The 21287-nt window shown below is 70.7% G+C and carries 13 protein-coding genes and 1 pseudogene; 8 read left to right on the top strand and 6 right to left on the bottom strand.

Annotated features, from left to right (window positions below; genetic code table 11):
* Positions 1 to 41: 41 nt before the first annotated feature.
* Positions 42 to 632 (bottom strand): DUF5998 family protein, encoded by a 591-nt coding sequence (locus IEY82_RS32725; protein ID WP_189128141.1) that lies wholly within the window; start codon positions 630 to 632, stop codon positions 42 to 44.
* Positions 633 to 803: 171 nt separating this feature from the next.
* On the bottom strand, positions 804 to 3494 hold the full coding sequence (locus tag IEY82_RS32720) for a bifunctional acetate--CoA ligase family protein/GNAT family N-acetyltransferase (RefSeq protein WP_225263265.1): 2691 nt from the start codon (positions 3492 to 3494) through the stop codon (positions 804 to 806).
* A gap of 170 nt (positions 3495 to 3664) precedes the next feature.
* Here IEY82_RS32720 and IEY82_RS32715 point away from each other — a divergent pair, with 170 nt between their 5' ends.
* Together IEY82_RS32715 and IEY82_RS32710 are read left to right on the top strand one after the other, a co-directional pair.
* A complete protein-coding gene (locus IEY82_RS32715; RefSeq protein ID WP_189128139.1) occupies positions 3665 to 4558 on the top strand; it encodes a carbohydrate kinase family protein in 894 nt (297 codons plus the stop codon).
* 59 nt (positions 4559 to 4617) lie between these two features.
* Complete coding sequence (locus IEY82_RS32710) at positions 4618 to 7218, top strand: ABC transporter substrate-binding protein (protein WP_189128138.1); 2601 nt, start codon at positions 4618 to 4620, stop codon at positions 7216 to 7218.
* Positions 7219 to 7257: 39 nt separating this feature from the next.
* Here IEY82_RS32710 and IEY82_RS32705 read toward each other — a convergent pair whose 3' ends face one another.
* Positions 7258 to 9372 (bottom strand): RecQ family ATP-dependent DNA helicase, encoded by a 2115-nt coding sequence (locus tag IEY82_RS32705; protein WP_225263264.1) that lies wholly within the window; start codon positions 9370 to 9372, stop codon positions 7258 to 7260.
* Positions 9373 to 9552: 180 nt separating this feature from the next.
* On the opposite strand from IEY82_RS32705, the gene IEY82_RS32700 reads away from it, so the two are divergent.
* Complete coding sequence (locus IEY82_RS32700; RefSeq protein ID WP_372459727.1) at positions 9553 to 12051, top strand: DNA gyrase/topoisomerase IV subunit A; 2499 nt, start codon at positions 9553 to 9555, stop codon at positions 12049 to 12051.
* 226 nt (positions 12052 to 12277) lie between these two features.
* Complete coding sequence (locus tag IEY82_RS32695) at positions 12278 to 15328, top strand: glycoside hydrolase family 3 N-terminal domain-containing protein (RefSeq protein WP_225263263.1); 3051 nt, start codon at positions 12278 to 12280, stop codon at positions 15326 to 15328.
* 51 nt (positions 15329 to 15379) lie between these two features.
* Here the strand turns inward: IEY82_RS32695 and IEY82_RS32690 are convergent, their stop codons facing one another.
* Positions 15380 to 15751: a VOC family protein gene (locus tag IEY82_RS32690; RefSeq protein WP_189128135.1), complete on the bottom strand. Its 372-nt coding sequence runs from the start codon at positions 15749 to 15751 to the stop codon at positions 15380 to 15382.
* Between the two features lie 51 nt (positions 15752 to 15802).
* On the opposite strand from IEY82_RS32690, the gene IEY82_RS32685 reads away from it, so the two are divergent.
* Positions 15803 to 16366, top strand: a complete 564-nt coding sequence (locus IEY82_RS32685; RefSeq protein ID WP_189128134.1) for a thioredoxin family protein — start codon at positions 15803 to 15805, stop codon at positions 16364 to 16366.
* 3 nt (positions 16367 to 16369) lie between these two features.
* On the opposite strand, the gene IEY82_RS32680 is transcribed toward IEY82_RS32685, so the two are convergent.
* Positions 16370 to 16684 (bottom strand): hypothetical protein, encoded by a 315-nt coding sequence (locus tag IEY82_RS32680; RefSeq protein WP_189128133.1) that lies wholly within the window; start codon positions 16682 to 16684, stop codon positions 16370 to 16372.
* Positions 16685 to 16823: 139 nt separating this feature from the next.
* Here IEY82_RS32680 and IEY82_RS32675 point away from each other — a divergent pair, with 139 nt between their 5' ends.
* Together IEY82_RS32675 and ligA are read left to right on the top strand one after the other, a co-directional pair.
* Positions 16824 to 17318, top strand: a complete 495-nt coding sequence (locus tag IEY82_RS32675; RefSeq protein WP_189128132.1) for a beta-class carbonic anhydrase — start codon at positions 16824 to 16826, stop codon at positions 17316 to 17318.
* A gap of 43 nt (positions 17319 to 17361) precedes the next feature.
* Positions 17362 to 19095: an NAD-dependent DNA ligase LigA gene (ligA, locus tag IEY82_RS32670; protein WP_225263262.1), complete on the top strand. Its 1734-nt coding sequence runs from the start codon at positions 17362 to 17364 to the stop codon at positions 19093 to 19095.
* Between the two features lie 93 nt (positions 19096 to 19188).
* Here the strand turns inward: ligA and IEY82_RS39580 are convergent.
* Positions 19189 to 19379 (bottom strand): annotated as a pseudogene (locus tag IEY82_RS39580) (transposase family protein); the annotation flags it as partial.
* A gap of 804 nt (positions 19380 to 20183) precedes the next feature.
* Between IEY82_RS39580 and IEY82_RS39575 the strand changes: the two are divergent.
* Entirely contained in the window at positions 20184 to 21227 is a 1044-nt protein-coding gene (locus IEY82_RS39575; RefSeq protein ID WP_225263261.1) for a CBASS oligonucleotide cyclase, read from the top strand.
* Positions 21228 to 21287: the final 60 nt, after the last annotated feature.

Below are 21287 nucleotides of genomic sequence, written 5' to 3'. Positions count from 1 at the left end.
CGGAGCCATGAGGGGGTGGCGCCGGCTCGTGGTCGCGCCGGTCAGGTGGCGGCGCGGGCGGTGGCCTCGGACAGCGCCTTGGCGAAGGCGAGGACGTGGGTGACCGCTTCGGGGCCGTCGGCGGCCTCGCTGACCCGCAGGGACAGGTCGTCGGCGGTGATGGCGCCGGTGTAGCCGTGGTCGGCCTCACAGTTTTCGTCGCCGCAGGTGGCCGGCTCGAGGTCGACGTGGGAGATGGCGCCCCAGCCGATGGTGAGCGTGACCTCCGTGGGAGGGACGCCCGGCGCGTAGGCGGCCGGGTCTGGGACGACGCGGGTGACCGCGACCGACTGGACCCGGCTCAGGCGGACGGCCTCGGTGGTGGTGGAGGCGTAGGAGGTCGAGACGCCCTCGACCGCCGGGTGCTCGTCGGTGTGGCAGACCAGCAGCCTCGTGGCCGACAGCACCAGGACCGTGACGTGCCTGCGCACCTCCATGGCCGGGTCGAACGTGGCCTCGTGGTGCACCACGAATGCGGTCACTGCCTCCTTGCCCAGCGCGGACTCGACCGCATCGGTGACGAGGTCGGGGTAGTAGCCGCTGCGTTCGATCGCTTCACGCAGGCCCGCGGCTGAGACTCGGGTTTCCCTCATGGGTCCATCCTGCCAGGAGCGCGCAGTGCCCTCACCCCTCGTGCATAACGCTCTATAACGTCTTTTATCTGCTCATCGCGATATCCGGAGTTGAAGATTGCCGGGGTTCCCGGCGGCGTCGGGGATGGTCGGGGATGGTCGGGATGGTCGCCGGTGTCCCGGGCCGCCCGGTCAGGCCAGCCGGCGCGGGCCACCGTCCAGGCGGGGGCCGGGTGGTGTCCGCAGGGTGGCCCGGGCGCCGAGGATGATCACACCCGCCTCGCCCACCAGCACCTGGTCGAGCTCCAGCCGCGCCATCTCGGGCAGGTCGGAGGCCATCCGCCCGACGCGTACGAGGAGGTCCTCCAGGGCGTCGACGGCCACGGGCGGGTAGCCGTACTCGCCGAACAGGAGCGGGGCCGCCCGGACGGAACGCACGAGGGCGCCGGCGTCCTCCATCGTCAGCGGCGCGAGCCGGAACCCCTGGTCGAGCAGCAGGCGCGCGGTCACCTCGCCGAGCCCGAACGAGACGACCGGCCCGAACGCGGGGTCCTCGACGACGCCGACCACCGTGGGAACGGCAGGCTGGGGCGCCATGCGCTGCACGGCCAGCTCGGTGCCGGCGCCGAGCTGCTCGGTGAGCTCGGCGTAGGCGTGCCGGACGCCGTCGGGCGTGGCCAGGCCCAGTCGCACGGTGCCCGCCCGGCCGGCGGCCTCGGGGCCGGCGGCCTTGAGCACGACGGGCCAGCCGAACCGGCCCGCCGCCTCGACCGCCTCCTCGGGCGAGCCCACCACCTCGGCGGGCCACACGCTGAGACCGTAGCGGGAGAGCAGCTCGGCGGCGTCGACCTCCACGGGTGGCCCCGGCTCGGCGAAGGAGCCCAGCGCCCGCGACGTCTCCCCTCCGGAGGCCGAGCCGGCGGAAGCGGGCTCGGCCGCGGCGGCGGCGAGGGTCTGGCGGACCAGGTCGCGGGCGCCGTCGGTGTCGATGTCGTCCAGCGGGGGCGGCGCCAGCACGGGATGCGAGCGCCACGAGGCGTAGCGCACCACGTGGGCCAGTGCCCTGACGGCCTCCTCCGGCGCGGGGTAGGACGGGATCGAGCCCCGGCCGGGGGTGGCGCCCACGCTGAGTGAGGGGTGCATGCCGTTGTGCCCCTCGAAGGTGGCCAGCACCGGCTTGCCCGTTGCCTCCGACACGCGCAGCAGCTCGGCCGCCACGTCGTCGGAGTCGCCGGGCAGGGGCGGCATGTAGATGACGACCGCCGAGTCGACCGAGTCGGAGGCCAGTTGCTCGGCCAGGGCCGCCCCGAACTCCGCCGCCCCGGCCCGCGGGCCGAGGTTGGCCGGGGTGCCCGGCGACAGCCCGGCGGAGGCGCAGGCGTCGGCGGCCAGCAGCCCGAGCGCGTCGGAGTTGGTCACCAGCCCGACCCGGGGACCGGCGGGCAGCGGCTGGAAGGCGAGCAGTTGGCCCACGTCGAACAGCTGGATGAGGTCGTCCACCCGGATCAGCCCGGCCTGCTCGAACAGGGAGCTGATCGCGGTGTCGGGCAGCCCGAGCTCCCGGGCGGAGTGACCGGTGGGGGTGCCACCGCTCTTGACCACCACGATCGGCTTGGCGCGGGCGATCCGCCTGGCCAGCCGGGCGAACTTGCGCGGATTGCCCAGCGATTCGAGGTAGAGCAGGATCACCTCGGTCGAGGTGTCCTCCTCCCAGTACTGCAGCAGGTCGTTGCCCGACACGTCGGCCCGGTTGCCGGCCGAGACGAACGACGAGATGCCCATGCCACGCTGGGCCACCCGCTGGAGCAGCGCGGTGCCGAGCGCGCCCGACTGGCTGAAGAAACCGACGCGTCCCCGGCCGGGGACGGTGGCGGCGAGCGTGGCGTTGAGCTTGACGGCGGGGTCGGTGTTGGCGATGCCCAGGCAGTTGGGCCCCACCATGCGCAGGCCGTAGGCGCGGGCGATGCCGGCGAGCTCGTCCTGCCGGGCCCGGCCCTCGGCGCCGGTCTCGCCGAACCCCGACGACACCACGACCAGCCCGTGCACGCCCTTCTCGGCGCATTCCTTGACCACGTCGGCGACGCTCCCGGCGGGCACCGCCACCACGGCGAGGTCGACCTCGTCGTCGATGGCCGTGACGCTCGGGTAGGCGCGCACCCCGGCCACGGCCCGCACCTCGCGGTGGACCGGATAGACGGGTCCGGTGAAGTCGGCGGCCAGCAGGTTGCGCAGCACGGTCTGGCCGATGCCGCCCGGCTCGCGCGAGGCGCCGATCACCGCGACGGAGCCGGGTGCGAGCAGCCGGGCGATGGACCTGGCCTCCGCGCGGTGCTCGCGCGAGGTCGTCACCTCGGCGGAGACGTCGGTCGGGGTGAGGTCGAGCGTCATGCGGACCACGCCGTCGGCGAACCGGCTCTCGGCGGTGTAACCGGCCTGGCGCAGCACGCCCATCATCTTCATGTTGGCGGGCAGCACGTCGGCGACGAACCGCTCGATGCCGTGCTCGCGGGCGGTGGCGGCCAGGTGCTCGAGCAGCACCGAGGCCACTCCCCTGCCCTGGTGGGCGTCCTCGACCAGGAAGGCCACCTCGGCCTCGCCCGGCCCGGTCCTGTCGTAGCGGATGACGGCCACCATCTCGGTGCCGATGGTGGTGATCAACGCGACCCGGTCGACGTAGTCGACGTTGGTGAACCAGGCCACTTCCCGGTCGGACAGCCTCGGCCTCGGCCCGAAGAAGCGGAAGTAGATCGTCTCCTCGGACAACCGGGAGTAGAAGGCGCGCAGACGGTCGGCGTCGGCGGGCCTGATCGGACGAACGTGCGCGGTGCCGCCGTCGGCGAGGACGACGTCGGCCTCCCAGTGGGCGGGATAGTGAGCCTCCACACCCCGAGCGTAGCCGCGCGTCCCGGATGCCGAGACCCGCCCGTCCATTGGGCAACGCTTGTGCATCGACTGATGCCCGGTGTCGAAGGTCCGCCCCACGAGCAGCCCGGAAGCTGTTAGTTTTGCCGTGGCCAGGCTCGTTCTGTAGGCAGCAGCAAGGTGGTGGCATCATGACGCGGGTCGTCGTGGTGGGCGATCTCATGACCGACGCGGTCGCGCGCGCCCGTTATGCACTCGCCAGGGCCAGCGACACCCCGGCGGTCGTGACCATGCACGGTGGCGGTTCCGGGGCCAACATCGCGTCCTGGTTGGCGGTCGAAGGCGCCGAGGTGGCCTTCATCGGGCGCCGTGGCGCCGACATCACCGGCCGCAACCGCGACATGGAGTTGATGGGCTACGGCGTCGACGCCCGGCTCGTGATGGATCCCGAGCGGCCGACCGGCACCTGTGTCGTGCTCGTCACGCACAAGGGTGAGCGCACGATGCTCTCCGACCCGGGCGCCAATGCCGCCCTCTCGCCGGAGGACCTGCCGCGTGACCTGTTCAACGGCGGCGGCCACCTGCACCTGTCGGGCTACACGCTGATCAATGAGGGCTCCCGCGACGCGGGGCTGGCGGCGCTCGACATGGCCCACCACTCGGGCATGTCGATCACGGTCGACTGCGCCTCGTCCGCGCCTCTGGACCGTACGGGCGCCGAGCCGTTCCTCGAGTGGACGAGCGGCGCCAAGCTCCTGTTCGCCAACATCGACCAGGCCAAGGTGCTGACCGGCCGCGACGATCCCGAGGCGGCGGCCAAGGTGCTGACCGCGTGGTTCCCGCAGGTCGTGATCAAGCTCAACTCCGAGGGCGCCCTGTGGTTCGGCAACGGCCGCCCAGACCCGGTCCGGGTGGCCACCGATCCGGTCGACCGGATCGTCGACGGCACGGGTGCGGGCGACGCGTTCTGCGCCGGGTTCCTGCCGCCGTGGCTGGCGGGCAAGCCGCCGGCCGAGTCGCTGGCCTCGGGCTGCCGGCTGGCCACCAAGGCGATCATGCACCTGGGAGCGCGTCCCCGGCTCTAGTGCGGATCTTCCGGCGCGTTCTATCGTGAGAGGCCCGATATCTCTCCAGAAGGAGCCGGATGCTGGGCGTGCGTCCGTTACGGCCGGGCGACCCTGGGTCGGTCGGCGACTACACGGTCACCGGGTTCCTCGGCGAAGGCGGCCAGGGCAGCGTCTACCTGGGCCTGTCCCCCTCCGGTGAGCGCGTCGCGATCAAGCTGCTGCACGCCCGGTTCGCCGACGACGAGCAGGCCGTGCGCCGGTTCCGCCGCGAGGCCGAGGCGGCGCGCCGGGTCGCGGAGTTCTGCACCGCCCGGGTGCTCGAGGTGGGCGCGGCCGACGACCGGCCGTTCATCGTCGGCGAGTACGTCGACGGGCCGTCACTCCAGCACCAGGTGACCGCCGAGGGGCCCATGCGCGGCCAGGTGCTGGTACGGCTGGCGGTCGCGACCGCCACGGCGCTGGCCGCGATCCACCGGGCCGGCGTGATGCACCGTGACTTCAAGCCGAGCAACGTGCTACTCGGCCCCGACGGGCCCCGGGTGATCGACTTCGGGATCGCCCGGGCGCTCGACGTGAGCCAGAGCCTGACGACGGGCGTGGTGGGCACGCCCGCGTACATGGCTCCTGAACAGTTCCACGGCCGGCCTGAGCCGGCCAGCGACGTGTTCGCGTGGGCGGGCACGATGGTGTTCGCGGCGACGGGGCGAAGCGCGTTCGGGTTCGGGACGCTGCCGATGGTGATGCACCGCATCCTGAGCGCCGCCCCCGACCTGTCCGGGGTGCCGGAGCCGCTCGCCGCGCTGCTCCAGGCCGCGCTCGGCAAGGATCCCCGGTTCCGGCCGACGGCCGAGCAGGTGCTGGGTGAGCTCATCCGGTCGAACGGCCCAGCCGGTGCGACCACTCCACCGACGCCGAGCCCCGGCCGCAGCGGTTCGCGGCGCAAGGTGCTGGTGCCGGCCGTGGCGGCGGCGACGGCCCTCGTGATCGGCGTGACCGCCTGGCTGGTCAGCCGCGGCGACACCCCGGCCGGCTCGGGGCAGGCGGGAACGGCCACCGGACGGGCGACCGGCCAGAACGCGGCGGTGGCGGCGATCGCCAACCCGTCGGGCACGACCGGCGGGACGGTCCGGGTGGCCCTGAGTTCCGCCCTGGACTCCACCGACCCGGGCGACGCCTACCTCCCCGACACGCTGAACCTCATCCGCCTCTACGGCCGGTCGCTGACGATGTTCAAGCCCGCCCCGGGCGCGGCGGGCACGCAGGTCGTCCCCGACCTGGCCGAGCGACCAGGACAGCCGAGCGACGCCGGCAGGACCTGGACCTACACGCTGCGGCAGGGCGTGAAGTACGACGACGGCACCCCGATCACCTCGGCGGACGTGAAGTACGCGGTGCTGCGCAGCATGGACCAGGGCTTCGCCAACGGCTCGGCCCACTTCGACGAACTGCTGGCCCTGCCGACCGGCTACCAGGGGCCCTACACGTCGCCGGACGCGGACACCGACTCGGCCATCGAGACCCCCGACGACCGGACGATCGTCTTTCACCTCAAGAAGCCGTACGGCGCCTTCGACCAGGTCGTCCAGCTCCCCGAGACGGTCCCGGTGCCCCAAGGCCGGGACACGCGCGGCAGGTACCGCTTCGCGGTCGCGTCGTCGGGGCCGTACAAGTTCGAGAGCGCGACGGAGCAGCGGCTCGTGCTGGTGCGCAACGAGCAGTGGGACCCCGCGACCGACCGCAACCGCACGCGCCTGCCCGACCGCTTCGAGATGGACTTCGGCCAGGACGCGGCCGAGGCGGCCAGGAAGCTGTCCGACGGCGAGGTCACCTTCGGGCCGCCGGTGACGCAGGAGCAGGAGGCCGCGATCTCGGCCTCCCCGGCACTGCGGAGCCGGTCGGACATGCCGCTCACCGGCGTCGTCAACTACCTGGCGATCAACCCGCAGGTGGAGCCGTTCGACGACCCCGGCTGCCGGCGCGCGGTGATCCAGGCGCTGGATCTCGCGGCGGTGCAGCGGGGGTTCCGCACCGGGCTCGGCGCGGGTGAGGTGCCGACGTCGCTGGTGCCGCCGTCGATCCCGGGCACGCACGCGCCGATTCCCGGACTGACCGCGAACGGTGACCCGGACGCCGCCCGGCGCTCGCTCGCCGCCTGTGGCAAGCCCGGCGGGTTCGAGACCACGTACATCTACCGTGACGTGCCCGGCGAGGTCGCGGCCGCGCAGGCGGTGCGGACGGCCCTCGGCAGGGCCGGCATCCGGCTCACCCTGCGAGGCCACGGGGTCGCGGAGTTCCACCAGAGCTACGGCGGCAACCCGGCCTCCCTGAAGAAGGAACGAATCGGGCTGATCGCCAAGACCTGGGCGCCCGACTGGCCCGACGCGGGCTCGTTCCTGTCCTTGCCGGCCGACAGCAGGCAGATCACCAAGGAGTACTCGATCAACGTGAGTGTCCGCGTGCCCGCCATCGACTCCCTGGTCGACCAGGCGACGCGTGAGCTCGACGGCGCCGAGAGGGCCGCCCTGTGGGGGCGGGCCGAGCAGCGGATCGCCGAGGAGGCGGTGCTCGTGCCGCTGGTCTGGCGGCGCACGCTGCTGCTGCGCGGCCGGGGCGCGACCAACGTGCACGTCAGCCCGGTGTACGGCAACTACGACCTGGTGACGATGGGCGTGGCCTGACCCGGGGCCTGAGCAGTCTGATCGACCGGTCGCGGACGGTCAGGAGGTCGTGGCGAGCGCCAGGGGCAGCACGGCCGGGGCGCCCGCGTGCCGGACCAGGGCGGCGCCCAGGGTCATCGTCCAGCCGGTGTCGACGCGGTCGTCGATCAGCAGCACCGGCCCCCCGCACTGGGCGATGGCCGCGCCGAGCTCCTTGGGCATGGCCAGGGTGGCCCTGATCGCCTGCACGCGCTTGGCGCTGTTGAACTGCTGCCCGGGCGGGCCCGCGCGGTAGCCCAGCTCGCCGAGGTAGGCCAGCCGCCCCACCTGGGCGAGCCGTTCGGCGAACCCGCGTACGAGCAGGGGCCGCGTCGAGGAGGGGACGCTGACCACGGCCACCGGCCGCTCGCGCCACTCCCACGCCGACAACAGCTGGATCACGGCCTTGAACATGTCGTCGGCCATCGGTCCGTCGGGGCCGTTGAACAGCTCGCGCAGGCGGTTGCCCCAGCCGATGTCGGTGAGCCGTCCGAGCGCCCTGCCCGGCTCGGCGCCGAGCTCCGGCTTGATCCGGCCGGACAGGTCGGCCAGGCCGGTCGGCCACTGCCGGCGTGCCTCGACCGGGACACCGGGCCTGCTCAGGCTCTGCCGGGCGGCCTCCACCGCCTCGGTGGCGATCTCGGGCGAGCGGTGGCGGCCGGTGCAGTTGTCGCACCGGCCGCAGGGCTCGGCCGCGTCGTCGTCGAGGTGCCGTCGCAGGTAGTGCTCGCGGCACTCGGTGGTGGTCAGGTAGCCGAGCATGGCCTCCTGCTCGGCCCGGCGCTCGGCGGCGATGCGGGAGTAGCGCTCGGAGTCGTAGGCCCACGGCTCGCCCGTCGACTCCCAGCCGCCCTTGACCCGGCGGACCGCGCCGTCGACGTCGAGGACCTTGAGCATCATCTCCAGGCGGCTCCGGCTCAGGTCGACGGCCGTCTCGAGCGCCTGGGTGGACATCGTGCCGCGCTCCTCCAGCGCCTGGAGCGTGGCCCGGACGACCGGCTCCGGCGGGAAGGCCAGCGAGGTGAAGTAGGCCCAGATGTCGCGGTCTTCGGTGCCGGGCAGCAGGATGACCTCGGCCCGCTCGACGCCGCGACCGGCGCGGCCGACCTGCTGGTAGTAGGCGACCGGCGACTGCGGCGCGCCCATGTGGACGACGAACCCCAGGTCGGGCTTGTCGAAGCCCATGCCCAGCGCGCTGGTGGCGACCAGGGCCTTGATCTTGTTGTTGAGCAGCGCCTCCTCGGCCGCCAGCCGCTCGGCCGGGTCGGTCTGCCCGGAGTAGGCCGCCACCTCGTGGCCCTGCTCGCGCAGGTAGGCGGCGATTTCGTGGGCCGCGGCCACGGTCAGGGTGTAGACGATGCCGGAGCCGGGCAGCTCGCGCAGCGTCTGGGCCAGCCAGGCCAGCCGTTGCTCGGCCGTCGGCAGGCGTACCGCGCTGAGATGCAGGCTGTCGCGCTCCAGCGGCCCGCGCAGCACCAGCGGCTCGTCAGCGTCGGACCGGAGGTCCTCCGGCGGGCGCAGTTGCTCGGCGACGTCGCGGGTGACGCGGGCGTTGGCCGTGGCGGTGGTCGCCAGCACCGGGATGCCGGGCGGCAGCTCCTCGAAGAGGGTGGCCAGCCTGCGGTAGTCGGGGCGGAAGTCGTGCCCCCAGTCGGAGATGCAGTGGGCCTCGTCGACCACCACCAGCCCGGCGCTCTCGGCCAGCTCGGGCAGCACGTTGTCGCGGAAGTCGGGGTTGTTGAGCCGCTCGGGGCTGACCAGCAGCACGTCGACCAGCCCGTCGGCGACCCGGCCGTAGACCTCCTCCCACGCCTCGGGATTGGCGGAGTTGATCGTGACGGCGCGGATGCCGGCCCGCTCGGCGGCGGCGATCTGGTTGCGCATCAGCGCGAGCAGCGGCGAGATGATGACCGTGGGCCCCTCGCCGAGCTCGCGCAGCAGGGCGGTGGCCACGAAGTAGACGGCGGACTTGCCCCAGCCGGTGCGCTGCACCACGAGCACTCTGCGCCGGTCGACGACGAGGGCCTCGATGGCGGTCCACTGGTCGTCGCGGAGCCGGGCGTGCTCTCCGGCGAGCGCCCGCAGCCGCCCTTCGGCCTCTTCGCGCAGCATCGCCACATCGGGGGCTTCAATCATGTGTCCCTTGTTACCAGGTCCCGCCGACATCCGGCGCCCATCCGGGCTGCCGGGAAACCCCCTTTCGGAACGAAACACCCAAGCAATTGCTTGGGTGTCCGGGATGACGGCGCCGGTCACCGCCGTCCCCCGGAACCGAAGTGTCGCGGGCACTAGGGTTTCTTCGGCACAATGTTCGACATGGCCCGACGCACGACAACACCCCCTCCCGAGGATTTCGAGGAGCGGATCGTCGACATCGACGTCTCCTCCGAGATGCGCACGAGCTTCCTCGAGTACGCCTACTCGGTCATCTACCAGCGGGCACTCCCCGACGCGCGCGACGGTCTCAAGCCGGTGCAGCGGCGCATCCTCTACTCGATGAGCGAGATGGGTCTGCGTCCCGATCGCGGCCACGTCAAGTCCTCCCGCGTCGTCGGCGACGTGATGGGCAAGCTCCACCCCCACGGTGACAGCGCCATCTACGACGCCCTCGTCCGCCTCGCGCAGCCGTTCTCCATGCGCCTGCCCCTGATCGACGGGCACGGCAACTTCGGCTCCCCCGACGACCTGCCGGCCGCCATGCGTTACACCGAGGCCAGGCTGGCCCCGGCCGCGATGCTGATGGTCGAGTCGCTCGACGAGGACACGGTCGGCTTCAAGCCCAACTACGACGGCCAGGAGACCGAGCCCACGGTCATGCCGTCGGCGTTCCCCAATCTGCTGGTCAACGGCACGACCGGCATCGCGGTCGGCATGGCGACCAACATGGCGCCGCACAACCTCACCGAGGTCGTGGCCGCCGCCCGCCATCTGATCAAGAAGCCCGACGCGACGCTCGACGAGCTCATGCGCTTCGTCCCTGGCCCCGACCTGCCGACCGGCGGCTCGATCATCGGTCTGCAGGGCGTCCGCGACGCCTACGAGACGGGCCGCGGCACCTTCCGCATGCGCGCCAGGTGCGCGGTCGAGCAGATCACACCGCGCCGCAAGGGCATCATCGTCACCGAGCTGCCCTACAACGTCGGGCCCGAGCGCGTGGTCACCAAGATCAAAGAGCTGGTGACCAGCAAGAAGCTGCAGGGCATCGCCGACCTGAAGGACCTCACCGACCGGCACAAGGGCCTGCGCCTGGTCATCGAGATCAAGAACGGCTTCATTCCCGAGGCGGTGCTGGAGGAGCTCTACCGGCTGACGCCGATGGAGGAGACGTTCGGCATCAACAACGTCGCGCTGGTCGACGGCGAGCCGCGCACGCTGGGCCTGCGCGAGCTGCTGCGGGTCTACGTCGACCACCGGATCGAGGTCGTGCGCCGCAGGTCCGAATACCGCCGGCGCAAGCGCGAGGAACGCCTCCACCTGGTCGACGGCCTCATCGTCGCGCTGCTCAACATCGACGAGGTCATCCAGGTCATCCGGACCTCCGACGACTCGGCCCAGGCCCGGACCCGGCTGATGGAGGTCTTCGACCTCACCGACATCCAGGCCGCGTACATCCTCGACACGCCGCTGCGCCGGTTGACCCGCTACGACAAGCTGGAGCTCGACCGCGAGAAGCAGACGCTGTCCGACGAGATCGCCGAGCTGACCGGCATCCTGTCCTCCGACACCCGGCTGCGCCAGGTGGTGTCCGGCGAGCTGGCCGAGATCGCGAAGAAGTACGGCACCCCGCGCCGCACCGTGCTGCTGGAGGCGTCCGGCGCCACCCGCACCCCCACGGTGGAGCTCCAGGTGGCCGACGAGCCGTGCCTGGCCCTGCTCTCCTCCACCGGCCTGCTGGCCCGCACCACCGACGCCTCCCCGTTGGCCGGCGAGGGCGAGCGCACGGCGCACGACGTGCTGGTGGCCGCGGTGCGCACCTCCGTCAGAGGCGAGGTCGGCGTGGTCACGTCACTGGGCCGGCTGATCCGGGTCCAGGTGGTCGACCTGCCCACGCTGCCGCCCTCGGCCAACCCGCCGTCGCTGTCGGGCGGCCATCCGGTCTCCGAGTTCGTCTCGCTGCAGCCCGACGAGACGGTCGTGGGCCTGGGCGGTCTCGATCCCGACGGTCCCGGTCTCGCCCTGGGCACGGCCCAGGGCGTGGTCAAGCGGGTGGTGCCCGAATATCCGGCCAACCGCGACGACTTCGAGGTGATCACCCTCAAGGACGGCGACACCGTCGTGGGGGCGGTCGAGCTCGACTCAGAGGAACACGATCTGGTCTTCATCACCTCCGACGCCCAGCTGCTGCGCTACTCCGCCTCCCTCGTCCGTCCTCAGGGCCGGCCCGCGGGCGGCATGACGGGCATCCGGCTCGACGACGGGGCCCGCGTGGTGTGGTTCGGCTCGGTCGACCCGGCCCTTCCCGCCCAGGTGGTGACCGTGGCGGGCTCGTCCACCGCCCTGCCCGGCACCCAGGTGGGCGGCGGCAAGGTGGCCGACTACGCCGAGTTCCCGGCCAAGGGCCGGGCCACAGGCGGTGTCCGCGCCCAGCGCTTCCTCAAGGGCGAGGACGTGCTGCTGCTGGCCTGGGCGGGGCCCGCTCCCGCCAAGGCCGTCTCCGCGGTGGGCAAGCCGGTGCCGCTGCCCGAGGAGCTCGGCCGCCGCGACGGCTCCGGCGTCCGGCTCACCCACACCATCGGGGCGATCGGCGGCGCCCTGCGCTCCGGCCCGGTCCCCGAGGACCCGGCGCCAGAGGATGCGGCGCCGCCGGAGGGCTAGACATCTCCAGAGGGCAGGACACCGCTCCGCCAGGGCTGCCCCGGCGGGGCGGTGATCGCTCTCCTCGGTGAGACAACGCACGGCAGGTGCCGTACTCGTCCGTCGCGACGCCCTTGTTCCCGGGGAAGTCTCTGACCAGGGCACTAACAGCGATATTTCATCGGATGTTATGAAACGGCCTCGCCTTCCGATCTCATTTGAGAGAGCGCTCTCTCTAGGAGGCACCGTGTTCCGATCAAGGACTCCGATCTGGGCCGCGCTGGCCCTGCTCGGCTCGCTCCTCGTCGTCCCACCCGCCCAGGCGGCGGCCGCCGACCTCACCATCACCGACTTCGAGACCGACGGCCTGCCACCCGGCGTCACAGCCTGGGGCAACGACGGCCCGTCCACCCCCGTCCTGACCGTCGAGCCGGGCGCCGACCGGCCCGGCGCGCCCGCCGCCAACCGGGTCCTCAAGTCCGTCTACGACGTGAGCCAGTGGGGTGGCTGGTCCCACGACCTGACCGCCACCCAGGACTGGTCCCCGTACGAGGGCTTCTCCTTCTGGGTCAACGGCTCAGGATCAGGCCAGCGGATCTTCTTCGAGGTCAAGGACGGCGGCGGCGGAGCGGGCAGCTCCGAGCTGTTCGAGTCGTCCTTCACCGACGACAGCGCCGGCTGGCGGCAGGTGAAGGTGCCGTTCGCCGACTTCGTCCGCCGCGCCGACTACCAGCCCGGCGGCGCGCCGGCCGACGGCGAGTTGGACCTCGACGCCATGTGGGGCTACAGCATGCGGCTGCCGACCGCGTCCGGCACGCTGCTCTGGGACGACGTGCAGGTGTACGGCACCGCTCCCCCGCGCCCGACACGGCTGGCCACCGACCGCCCGGTCTACCCGGTCGACGAGAACGGCTCGGTGCGGGTGCGCGTCTCGGTGACGACGGCCACCGGCGAGCCGCTGCCGGCCGACCTGGCCGTCGGCTACCGCACCGGCGAGGGCACGGCGACTCCCGGCGAGGACTACACGGCGGTCGAGGGCACCCTGACCTTCCCGGCGGGCACCACGTCGGGCTCGACCAGGTCCTTCACCGTCAGGACACGTGGGGACAGCACGGCAGAGGCCGCCGAGACCATCCCGATCGTGCTGTCGGGCACCGGCACCAGGCCCCCGGCCGAGAACCCGGCCATCGTGATCAACGCGCACGGCCTGCCGTACCTCGACGCCCGCAGGCCGGTCAAGCAGCGTGTCGCCGACCTCCTCGGGCGCATGACGCTCGACGAGAAGGTCGGGCAGATGACGCAGGCCGAACGCGGCGCCCTGGCCAGCCCCAACGACATCGCCGCCTACCGGCTCGGCTCCCTGCTGTCGGGCGGCGGCTCCATGCCTGCCACCAACACCCCCGCGGCCTGGGCCGACATGATCGACGGCTTCCAGCTGCGGGCCCGGCAGACCAGGCTGCAGATCCCGCTCATCTACGGAGTCGACGCCGTGCACGGCCACAACAACGTGGTCGGCGCGACGATCTTCCCGCACAACGTCGGGCTCGGCGCCACCCGCGACCCCGAGCTGGTCGAACGGACCGGCGAGATCACCGCGCGCGAGGTGAAGGCGACGGGCATCCCGTGGAACTTCTCGCCGTGCCTGTGCGTCTCACGCGACGACCGCTGGGGGCGCGCGTACGAGTCGTTCAGCGAGGACCCGGCCCTGGTGACGCGGATGGCGACGATCATCGACGGCCTCCAGGACAACGGCGTGCTGGCCACGGCCAAGCACTACGTCGGCGACGGCGGCACGACCTTCGGCTCCTCGACGACCGGCGACTACACGATCGACCAGGGCGTCACCGAGGGCAGCCGGGCGCAGCTGGAGGCCATCCACCTGACGCCGTTCGTGGAAGCGGTCAGGCGCGGCGTGGCCAGCGTGATGCCGTCGTTCTCCAGCGTCGACCACGGCCAGGGGCCGACGAAGATGCACGCGCACCGCGAGCTGATCACCGACGTGCTGAAGGACCGGCTCGGCTTCAAGGGCTTGGTGATCAGCGACTGGCAGGCCATCGACCAGATCCCCGGCGACTACCCGAGCGACGTGCGCGTCTCGGTCAACGCCGGACTCGACATGATCATGGTGCCGAACGCCTACCCGGCGTTCGTCTCCACGCTGAAGGCCGAGGTCGAGGCCGGGCGGGTGCCGCTCGCGCGGGTCGATGACGCGGTGGCCAGGATCCTCACCCAGAAGTTCCGGCTCGGCCTGTTCGAACGCCCCTACGCCGACCGGTCACGGATCGCCGACGTCGGCTCGCCCGCGCACCGCGCCGTCGCCCGTACCGCCGCGGCCAGGTCGCAGGTGCTGCTGAAGAACGAGGGCGGCCTGCTGCCGCTGCGCCGCGACGCCAAGGTGTACGTGGCCGGGTCCAACGCCGACGACATCGGCAACCAGTCGGGCGGCTGGACGATCACCTGGCAGGGCTCCTCGGGACCGATCACGCCGGGCACCACGATCCTGTCGGCCATCCGCTCCCGCGCCTCCGCCGTGACCTACTCGCGCGACGCCTCGGCGCCGCTGCCCGGGCACGATGTGGGCGTCGTGGTGGTGGGCGAGACTCCGTACGCGGAGGGGTTCGGCGACGTGGGGCGCCAGGGGCGCACGCTGGAGCTGTCCGCCGCCGACCGGGCCGCGATCGACCGGGTGTGCGGGGCGATGAAGTGCGTCGTGCTGGTCGTCTCCGGGCGGCCGCTGCTGCTGGGCGACCTGTCACGGGTGCCGGCGCTGGTGGCCGCGTGGCTGCCGGGCACCGAGGGCGCCGGAGTGACCGACCCGCTGTTCGGCGCCGTCCCGTACACCGGGCGGTTGCCGTTCACCTGGTTCCGTACGGTGGAGCAACTGCCGATCAACGTGGGCGACGCGGCGTACGATCCGTTGTTCCCCTACGGCTGGGGACTGCGCACCGACCGGGGCCGTGACCGCCTCAAGGCGGTCCGCGACCGGCTCGCCTCCGGCGACGGGGCGTCGAAGGCCGCGGCGGCGGCGCTGAGCGTGGCGCTGACCGGCCCCAACTGGAACACCGACGGCACGGTGCGTGACGCGCGCGCCGTCCTCGGCGCGCTGCGGGCCGCCACGGCGCTGCTCGAACGGTCGAAGACCGACACGTTCGCGCAGGGTGACGCCGTGGTGTCGGTGGCCAGGGATCTGGCTCAGGCCACGGGCAAGCGCCCGGACCTGCAGGCCAGGGCGGACCAGAAGCTGGCCGCGGGCGACCTCGGCGAGGCGGTGGACCTGCTGGCGCAGTCGGCGCGCTGACGATCGGAGCGGTCCGGGGGCCGCGACCGGCCCCCGGACCCTCCGCGCGCGTCAGTCTCTGCAGAGACAGAACGGATGGCCGGCCGGGTCGAGGAAGACGCGAAAGTCGTCGTCCTCGCTCGGCTGGTGGTCGTGCTTGGTCGCGCCGATGTCGAGCACCGCCTTCTCGGCGGCGTCGAGGTCGTCGACCGTGACGTCGATGTGCAGCTGCTGGGGGCGCTCGGAGCCGGGCCAGATCGGCGGACGGTACTCCTCCACCTTCTGGAACGCCAGCCGGGCGGGCGAGCCGCCCTGGGTGACCACCACCCAGTCATCGTCCTGGTAGTCGATCGGCCACCCGAGCAACCGCGAGTAGAACCCGGCGAGCTCGCGCGGGTCGCCGCAGTCGATCACGGTCGTGCGGAATTCCGCGATGCCCTTCACGAAGTACCTCCGAATCAGTGGGAACGGCGCAGATCGAGGACAATGAACGGTATGGCCGTCAACTCTTTCATGGTTCCGCTCGGCACCCCGGCACCACCCTTCGACCTGACCGCCATCGACGGCGGCAGTGTCTCGCTCGCCGATCTCAAGGGCTCTCCCGCCACTCTCGTGGTCTTCCTGTCCAACCACTGCCCGTACGTGCGGCGCATCGAGACCGGTCTCGCCGCTCTGGCCGGCGACTACGGTTCCCGCCTGTCGATCGTCGCCATCTGCAGCAACGACAGCGTCAGCTATCCCGACGACGACGCCACACACCTGGCCGAGCAGGCCGCCCGCGCCGGATTCACCTTCCCGTACCTGCTGGACGAGACGCAGGAGGTGGCCAAGGCGTACAAGGCGGCCTGCACGCCCGATTTCTTCCTGTACGACTCATCGTTCGCGCTCGTCTACCGAGGCGAGTTCGACGACGCGCGGCCCGGCAACGACGTCCCGGTCACGGGCGCGTCGTTGCGGGCCGCCGTGGACGCGGTGCTGGCGGGGGCTCCGGTGGACGCACGTCAGACCCCGTCGATGGGCTGCGGCATCAAGTGGAAGCCGGGCAACGCCCCCGGATGACGCTCAGGCGGAGGCCCTGATGGCGGCGGGAAGCGCGAGAAGCAACTCGTGGGGCTCGCCGCCCTGCCAGTCGCGGATCAGCCGGACGCCGGCCTCTCCCGGGTCGAACTCCTCACACCCGAGCGGCCCGAAGCAGCCCGCCTCATCCAGTGGCAGGATGAGCGGGTCGTCGTCGGGAAGGCCCGCCGCGTAGGCCGCGGTGTCGAACAACGCCAGCGCCGATCTCGCGTTGCGGCCGCCGTCGTTGGACTCCACGCGGTCGAGGAGACGACGGGCCTGGGCACGGAGGTACGCGGCGAGCGATTCGGACCTACTCACGACATCCTTCTTCGATCAACACTTTCAGCTATGACATCATCACCCATGGTGACGGGTGGTGGTGGGACGTTCGGCCAACTCCCGCCTGTCGCACCCCCCGCGAGAGTCAGCCAAATGACCATGAGGGATTATTTGCGACATGAGCGCGTTCGATGATCTGTTTGCCGCCAACGCCGACTACGCCGAATCGTTCGCCAACTCCGCCCTCACCGGCACGGCGGCGCGCGGGCTCGCGGTCGTGACCTGTATGGACTCCCGCATCGACCCTCTCGGGCTACTGGGGCTCAAGGCAGGCGACGCCAAGATCCTGCGCAACGCCGGCGCCCGCGTGACCGACGACGTGCTGCGCACCCTCGTCCTGGCCGTCTACCTGCTGGGCGTCGAGCGCGTGCTGGTGATGCCGCACACCGACTGCGGCATGTCCAAGGTCACCGACACCGACGTGCACGACCTCACCCAGCGGCACGGCATCGACACCCGGAGCCTGGAGTTCCACACCGTCCCGGACCAGCACGCCGCCCTGCGGCACGACCTCACCCGCATCCGCACCACGCCGTTCCTCCCGGACGACCTGCCGGTGGGCGGCTCGATCTACGACGTCCACACCGGCAGGCTGCTGCCCTTGATGGACTGACCGGCCCCACGGAATCGTCAGTGGCGCCGGGCACGATGTGACCATGACCGAGGCACCTCCGCTCACCCCGCTCGACGACCAGGCCGCCTACGCCGCGGCCGTCCAGCTCGCCGTCGACGCCAACGCCGCCTACTACGGCAGCGGTGACTCGCCGCTCGACGACGACGCCTACGACCGGCTGATGCGCGGCATCGAGGCCTACGAGCGGGCCCACCCCGACCAGGTGCTGCCCGGCTCGCCCACCGGCAAGGTCGCCGGGGGCGCGGTCGAGGGCGACGTGCCGCACACGGTGCCCATGCTCAGCCTGGACAATGTCTTCGGCCCCGAGCAGTTGGCCGACTGGGCGGCCTCTCTGGAGCGCAGGCTCGGCCACCCGGTCACGGCGTGGAGCGTGGAGCCCAAGCTGGACGGGTTGGCGATCTCGGCCCGCTACCGGCACGGCCGCTTGACGCAGCTGGTCACGCGGGGCAATGGCAGCGCGGGCGAGGACGTCTCGCACGCCATCGGCACCATCGTCGGCCTGCCCGACCGGCTGGCCGACACGGTCACGGTGGAGCTGCGGGGCGAGGTGATGATGACGGCCTCGCAATTCGAGGAGGCGTGCGCCAAGCGGCAGGCGCACGACGGCACGACGTTCGCCAATCCGCGCAGCGCCGCCGCGGGCACGTTGCGCGCGCAGGACCGGCCCTACGTGTGCGAGCTGACGTTCTTCGGCTACGGCGTGCTTCCGCCGCCCGACGACGCCTCCGAGCCGGCGGTGCGGCTGCGCGAGCTGCCGCACAGCGAGATCATGGACTGGGTCGCCACGCAGGGCGTGCGAACCACGGCCGCCACGCCTGTCGCCGGCATCGTGGCCGAGACGCTGGAGCGGGTGCAGGAGCGCGTCGGCGAGATCGCCGCGATCCGTGCCGGACTGCCGTTCGGCATCGACGGCATCGTGATCAAATGCGACCTGGCAGCCGACCAGGCACAGGCGGGGTTCAGCTCCCGGGCACCGCGGTGGGCCGTGGCCTTCAAGCTGCCACCGGTCGAGAAGGTGACTCGGCTGCTCGCCGTGGAGTGGAACACCGGCCGCACCGGCGTCATCGCCCCCCGCGCCGTGCTGGAGCCGGTCGAGCTCGACGGCAGCGTCGTCACGTACGCCACCTTGCACAACGCGGCCGACATCGCCCGGCGCGGCCTGATGCTCGGTGACGGCGTCGTCGTCTACAAGGCCGGCGACGTGATTCCGCGGGTGGAGGCACCGGTGGTGCACCTGCGCACCGGCGAGGAGCGGCCGATTCCGATCCCGGAGGTCTGCCCATCCTGCGGCGACGCCATCGACGCCTCCCAGGAGCGATGGCGATGCGTACGCGGCCGGGCATGCCGGGCGATCGCCTCCATCGTCTACGCGGTCGGCCGCGACCAGCTCGACATCGAGGGCCTGGCGGAGAACCGCATCAAGCAACTGCTCGACGCAGGGCTGATCGCCGACTTCGCCGACCTGTTCTTCCTCACCCGCGAGCAGTTGCTTGGGCTGGAGCGGATGGGCGAGACCAGCACCGACAACCTGCTGGCCGCCCTGGAGCGGGCCAAGGGCCAGCCGCTTGTTGGTAAGTCCGGCTATCGCAACTTGCGGAATGGGTGCCTGAGGCCGCGGAATCGAAGGGTTGTGATCATGACCTTGTCGAAGGAGCCGCGGTTGGGTAGACGTACTCGGGCGAGCGAGTTGCCCATGGCGGGGAGGACAGCCGCCTGCGAAGCGAGCCGCCCGAGCATTCGCGGTTGCGGGCGGTGAGCTGGTCCAGGTACCTCAGTGGGCTTCTGATAATTGATTGTCAGGGTTCGTCACAGTTTCGACCTGACCTGAGATGCGGGGATTAACGGGCTAGACATTCCGCCACGCCGTGGTCGTCGAGATCCCGAATCCGGCGCCGAGCTTGGGGAACGTCTCTCCCTTGCATAGGTAGACCAGCACGAGTGGGCTTGTTGTCCCGGGTTGAGCAGCCTCCAGGTGGAGCCGATCCTCTTGCGGTGTCGGCGGATGAGGCCGGCGACGTAGTTCAGGGATGAGCGCGACAAATCGCCGGTAGCACGCTAGAACAGCATGCGAGGCCCCTGGTTGTGGCGGACGTGATTGTGGTGATCAACCCGCCTCTCAGGGGTTCGCCATACCATCAGGCGAACGCCACTCTCGCGATCACGCTGTGATCAGCAGCCCGCCGCGTGGAGATGAAAACGGCTCAATCTGCGGTCCAGATATTCCATGCCGGAACGACGTTTTCTTTCATGTCCGAACGCCATTCTGTAACTTATTGCCGTCGAATGGATGGAGTTACGGGGCTGGCTTCTCGATTCGAGAGTGTCTGCGAGAAGGAGTACGATAAATCTTCGAACGCGAAAACCCCGGCGCACGCGGGTTAACGCGAGCACCGGGGATGTGTTATTGCTTCGCACCTTGATCATATCCCAGGGGTCAACGGTCAGGCCACACCGGCCCTGAGCTGTTACCTGCGCGTGCCCGTTCCTCGTGCGCTGGCGAACTCTCAGGGAGCACAGCTTGCGGCTCGTTAGAGCGCGCGTCACGCGCTACCGGTCGATGGCGGATGTCGACCCGTTGAACGTCGAGTTGGATGCCACCTGCTCATCCGGCGGGAACGAGTCTGGGGCGACCACCGGGCTTCATGCCTTCTACCGGCTAGCCCCGGTCGAGGCTTCGGTGTCGTTCGGAGAGACCGTCGATGTCCCCGCCCAGCCCACTCGCAGTCGCAGGAATCATCCGGAAGGAAGCCGATCTCCATCGTCGCTGCCTTCCACCATGACGACGAACCGGCCGGCGTTGAGGAGAGCCTCGGATCCGGTGCGCCTCGCAGCCCCATGTACACGGTGACGATCGGCTACTGCAGCGATACCAGGACGCGTGATCGCACTTCTGGCGAAGCGGTGATCGTCAAGCGCCGAGCCTCCGGCGCGGCCCACGCACAGGCGCAGCCGCGAACACCAGCGCCGTCACGGTTGAGGATTCTGGACGCCCTGGACAACCTTTCGAGGGCCACCGCCATCCGCGCAGCAGTTGCAAGAGCGTCCGCCGTGGCGAGGGCGAACATTGCTGCTACCCCATCGATCGGCTACGAGTCATTGCGCAATGAGCAAAGAAGGGTGACGAGGGGATCATTTCGTTCTTCTTGCTTTCCGGTGCAGGTAGGCCGCGACCGTAATCATGAGACACAACAACATGCCGTCCTGAAAGAGGCAGGTATGCCCCACATTGAACATGCTGATCTCGTCGCATTTGCCGACGACAAAGTGAACCTCAAGAAGGACGAGATCGGCGACCAGCGAGACCAATTCGACAGGCTTCAAGACAAAATCGAGGCGAAGATCAGCTCCACGCCTGGTTACGGCCTCGTTAAAACGCTGCATTCCGGCTCGGTCGCCAAGGGGACCGCCCTCCGCAACAATGACGACCGCGACCTTGCCGTATATGTGGAGGCGGAGCAGGCGCCGGACGACACACCAGGGCTTGTGGAGTGGGTCCGTGACCGTGTTGTCGAGGCGTATCCCATCCTGGGAGATGATCAGATCGTCCCGAATACCCACAGCGTTACCATCACTTTCGTTGCCAGCGGACTCAAAGTCGATATCGTCCCCGTGCTATACAAAGGCGAGCCGGATGACGTTGGCTATCTCATCAATAAGGACAGCGATAAGCCGCTGAGAACCAGCGTCCGCCAGCACCTGGACTTCATCCGCGACCGTAAGAAGGTGCACCCGGTACACCTCGCGCAGCTCATCCGGTTTACGAAATGGTGGGCCCGGCTGCAGAAGAAGCGCGATAGCGACTTCAAGTGCAAAAGCTTCATGATCGAACTGTTGTGGGTTCACCGTAAGCAATCAGAAGGTTTTGTGACGCTGGGTGATACGCGCTGATCAGACTTCGAGTGCGACGGGCGGCATCCAGAGGTTGCCGGTGAAAGCGCGGTGGATCGC

This window comes from Nonomuraea cavernae, from assembly GCF_014646355.1.
Lineage (GTDB): Bacteria > Actinomycetota > Actinomycetes > Streptosporangiales > Streptosporangiaceae > Nonomuraea > Nonomuraea cavernae.
This window is presented reverse-complemented; position numbering and strand designations above follow the sequence as displayed.

What these genes read in the sequence shown, in the direction of transcription:
- IEY82_RS32725 (WP_189128141.1), bottom strand. Translation starts at nt 632, where the DNA reads ATGAGGGAAACCCGAGTCTCAGCCGCGGGCCTGCGTGAAGCGATCGAA.
- IEY82_RS32715 (WP_189128139.1), top strand. Translation starts at nt 3,665, where the DNA reads ATGACGCGGGTCGTCGTGGTGGGCGATCTCATGACCGACGCGGTCGCG.
- IEY82_RS32710 (WP_189128138.1), top strand. Translation starts at nt 4,618, where the DNA reads ATGCTGGGCGTGCGTCCGTTACGGCCGGGCGACCCTGGGTCGGTCGGC.
- IEY82_RS32705 (WP_225263264.1), bottom strand. Translation starts at nt 9,372, where the DNA reads ATGATTGAAGCCCCCGATGTGGCGATGCTGCGCGAAGAGGCCGAAGGG.
- IEY82_RS32700 (WP_372459727.1), top strand. Translation starts at nt 9,553, where the DNA reads ATGGCCCGACGCACGACAACACCCCCTCCCGAGGATTTCGAGGAGCGG.
- IEY82_RS32685 (WP_189128134.1), top strand. Translation starts at nt 15,803, where the DNA reads ATGGCCGTCAACTCTTTCATGGTTCCGCTCGGCACCCCGGCACCACCC.
- IEY82_RS32675 (WP_189128132.1), top strand. Translation starts at nt 16,824, where the DNA reads ATGAGCGCGTTCGATGATCTGTTTGCCGCCAACGCCGACTACGCCGAA.
- ligA (WP_225263262.1), top strand. Translation starts at nt 17,362, where the DNA reads ATGACCGAGGCACCTCCGCTCACCCCGCTCGACGACCAGGCCGCCTAC.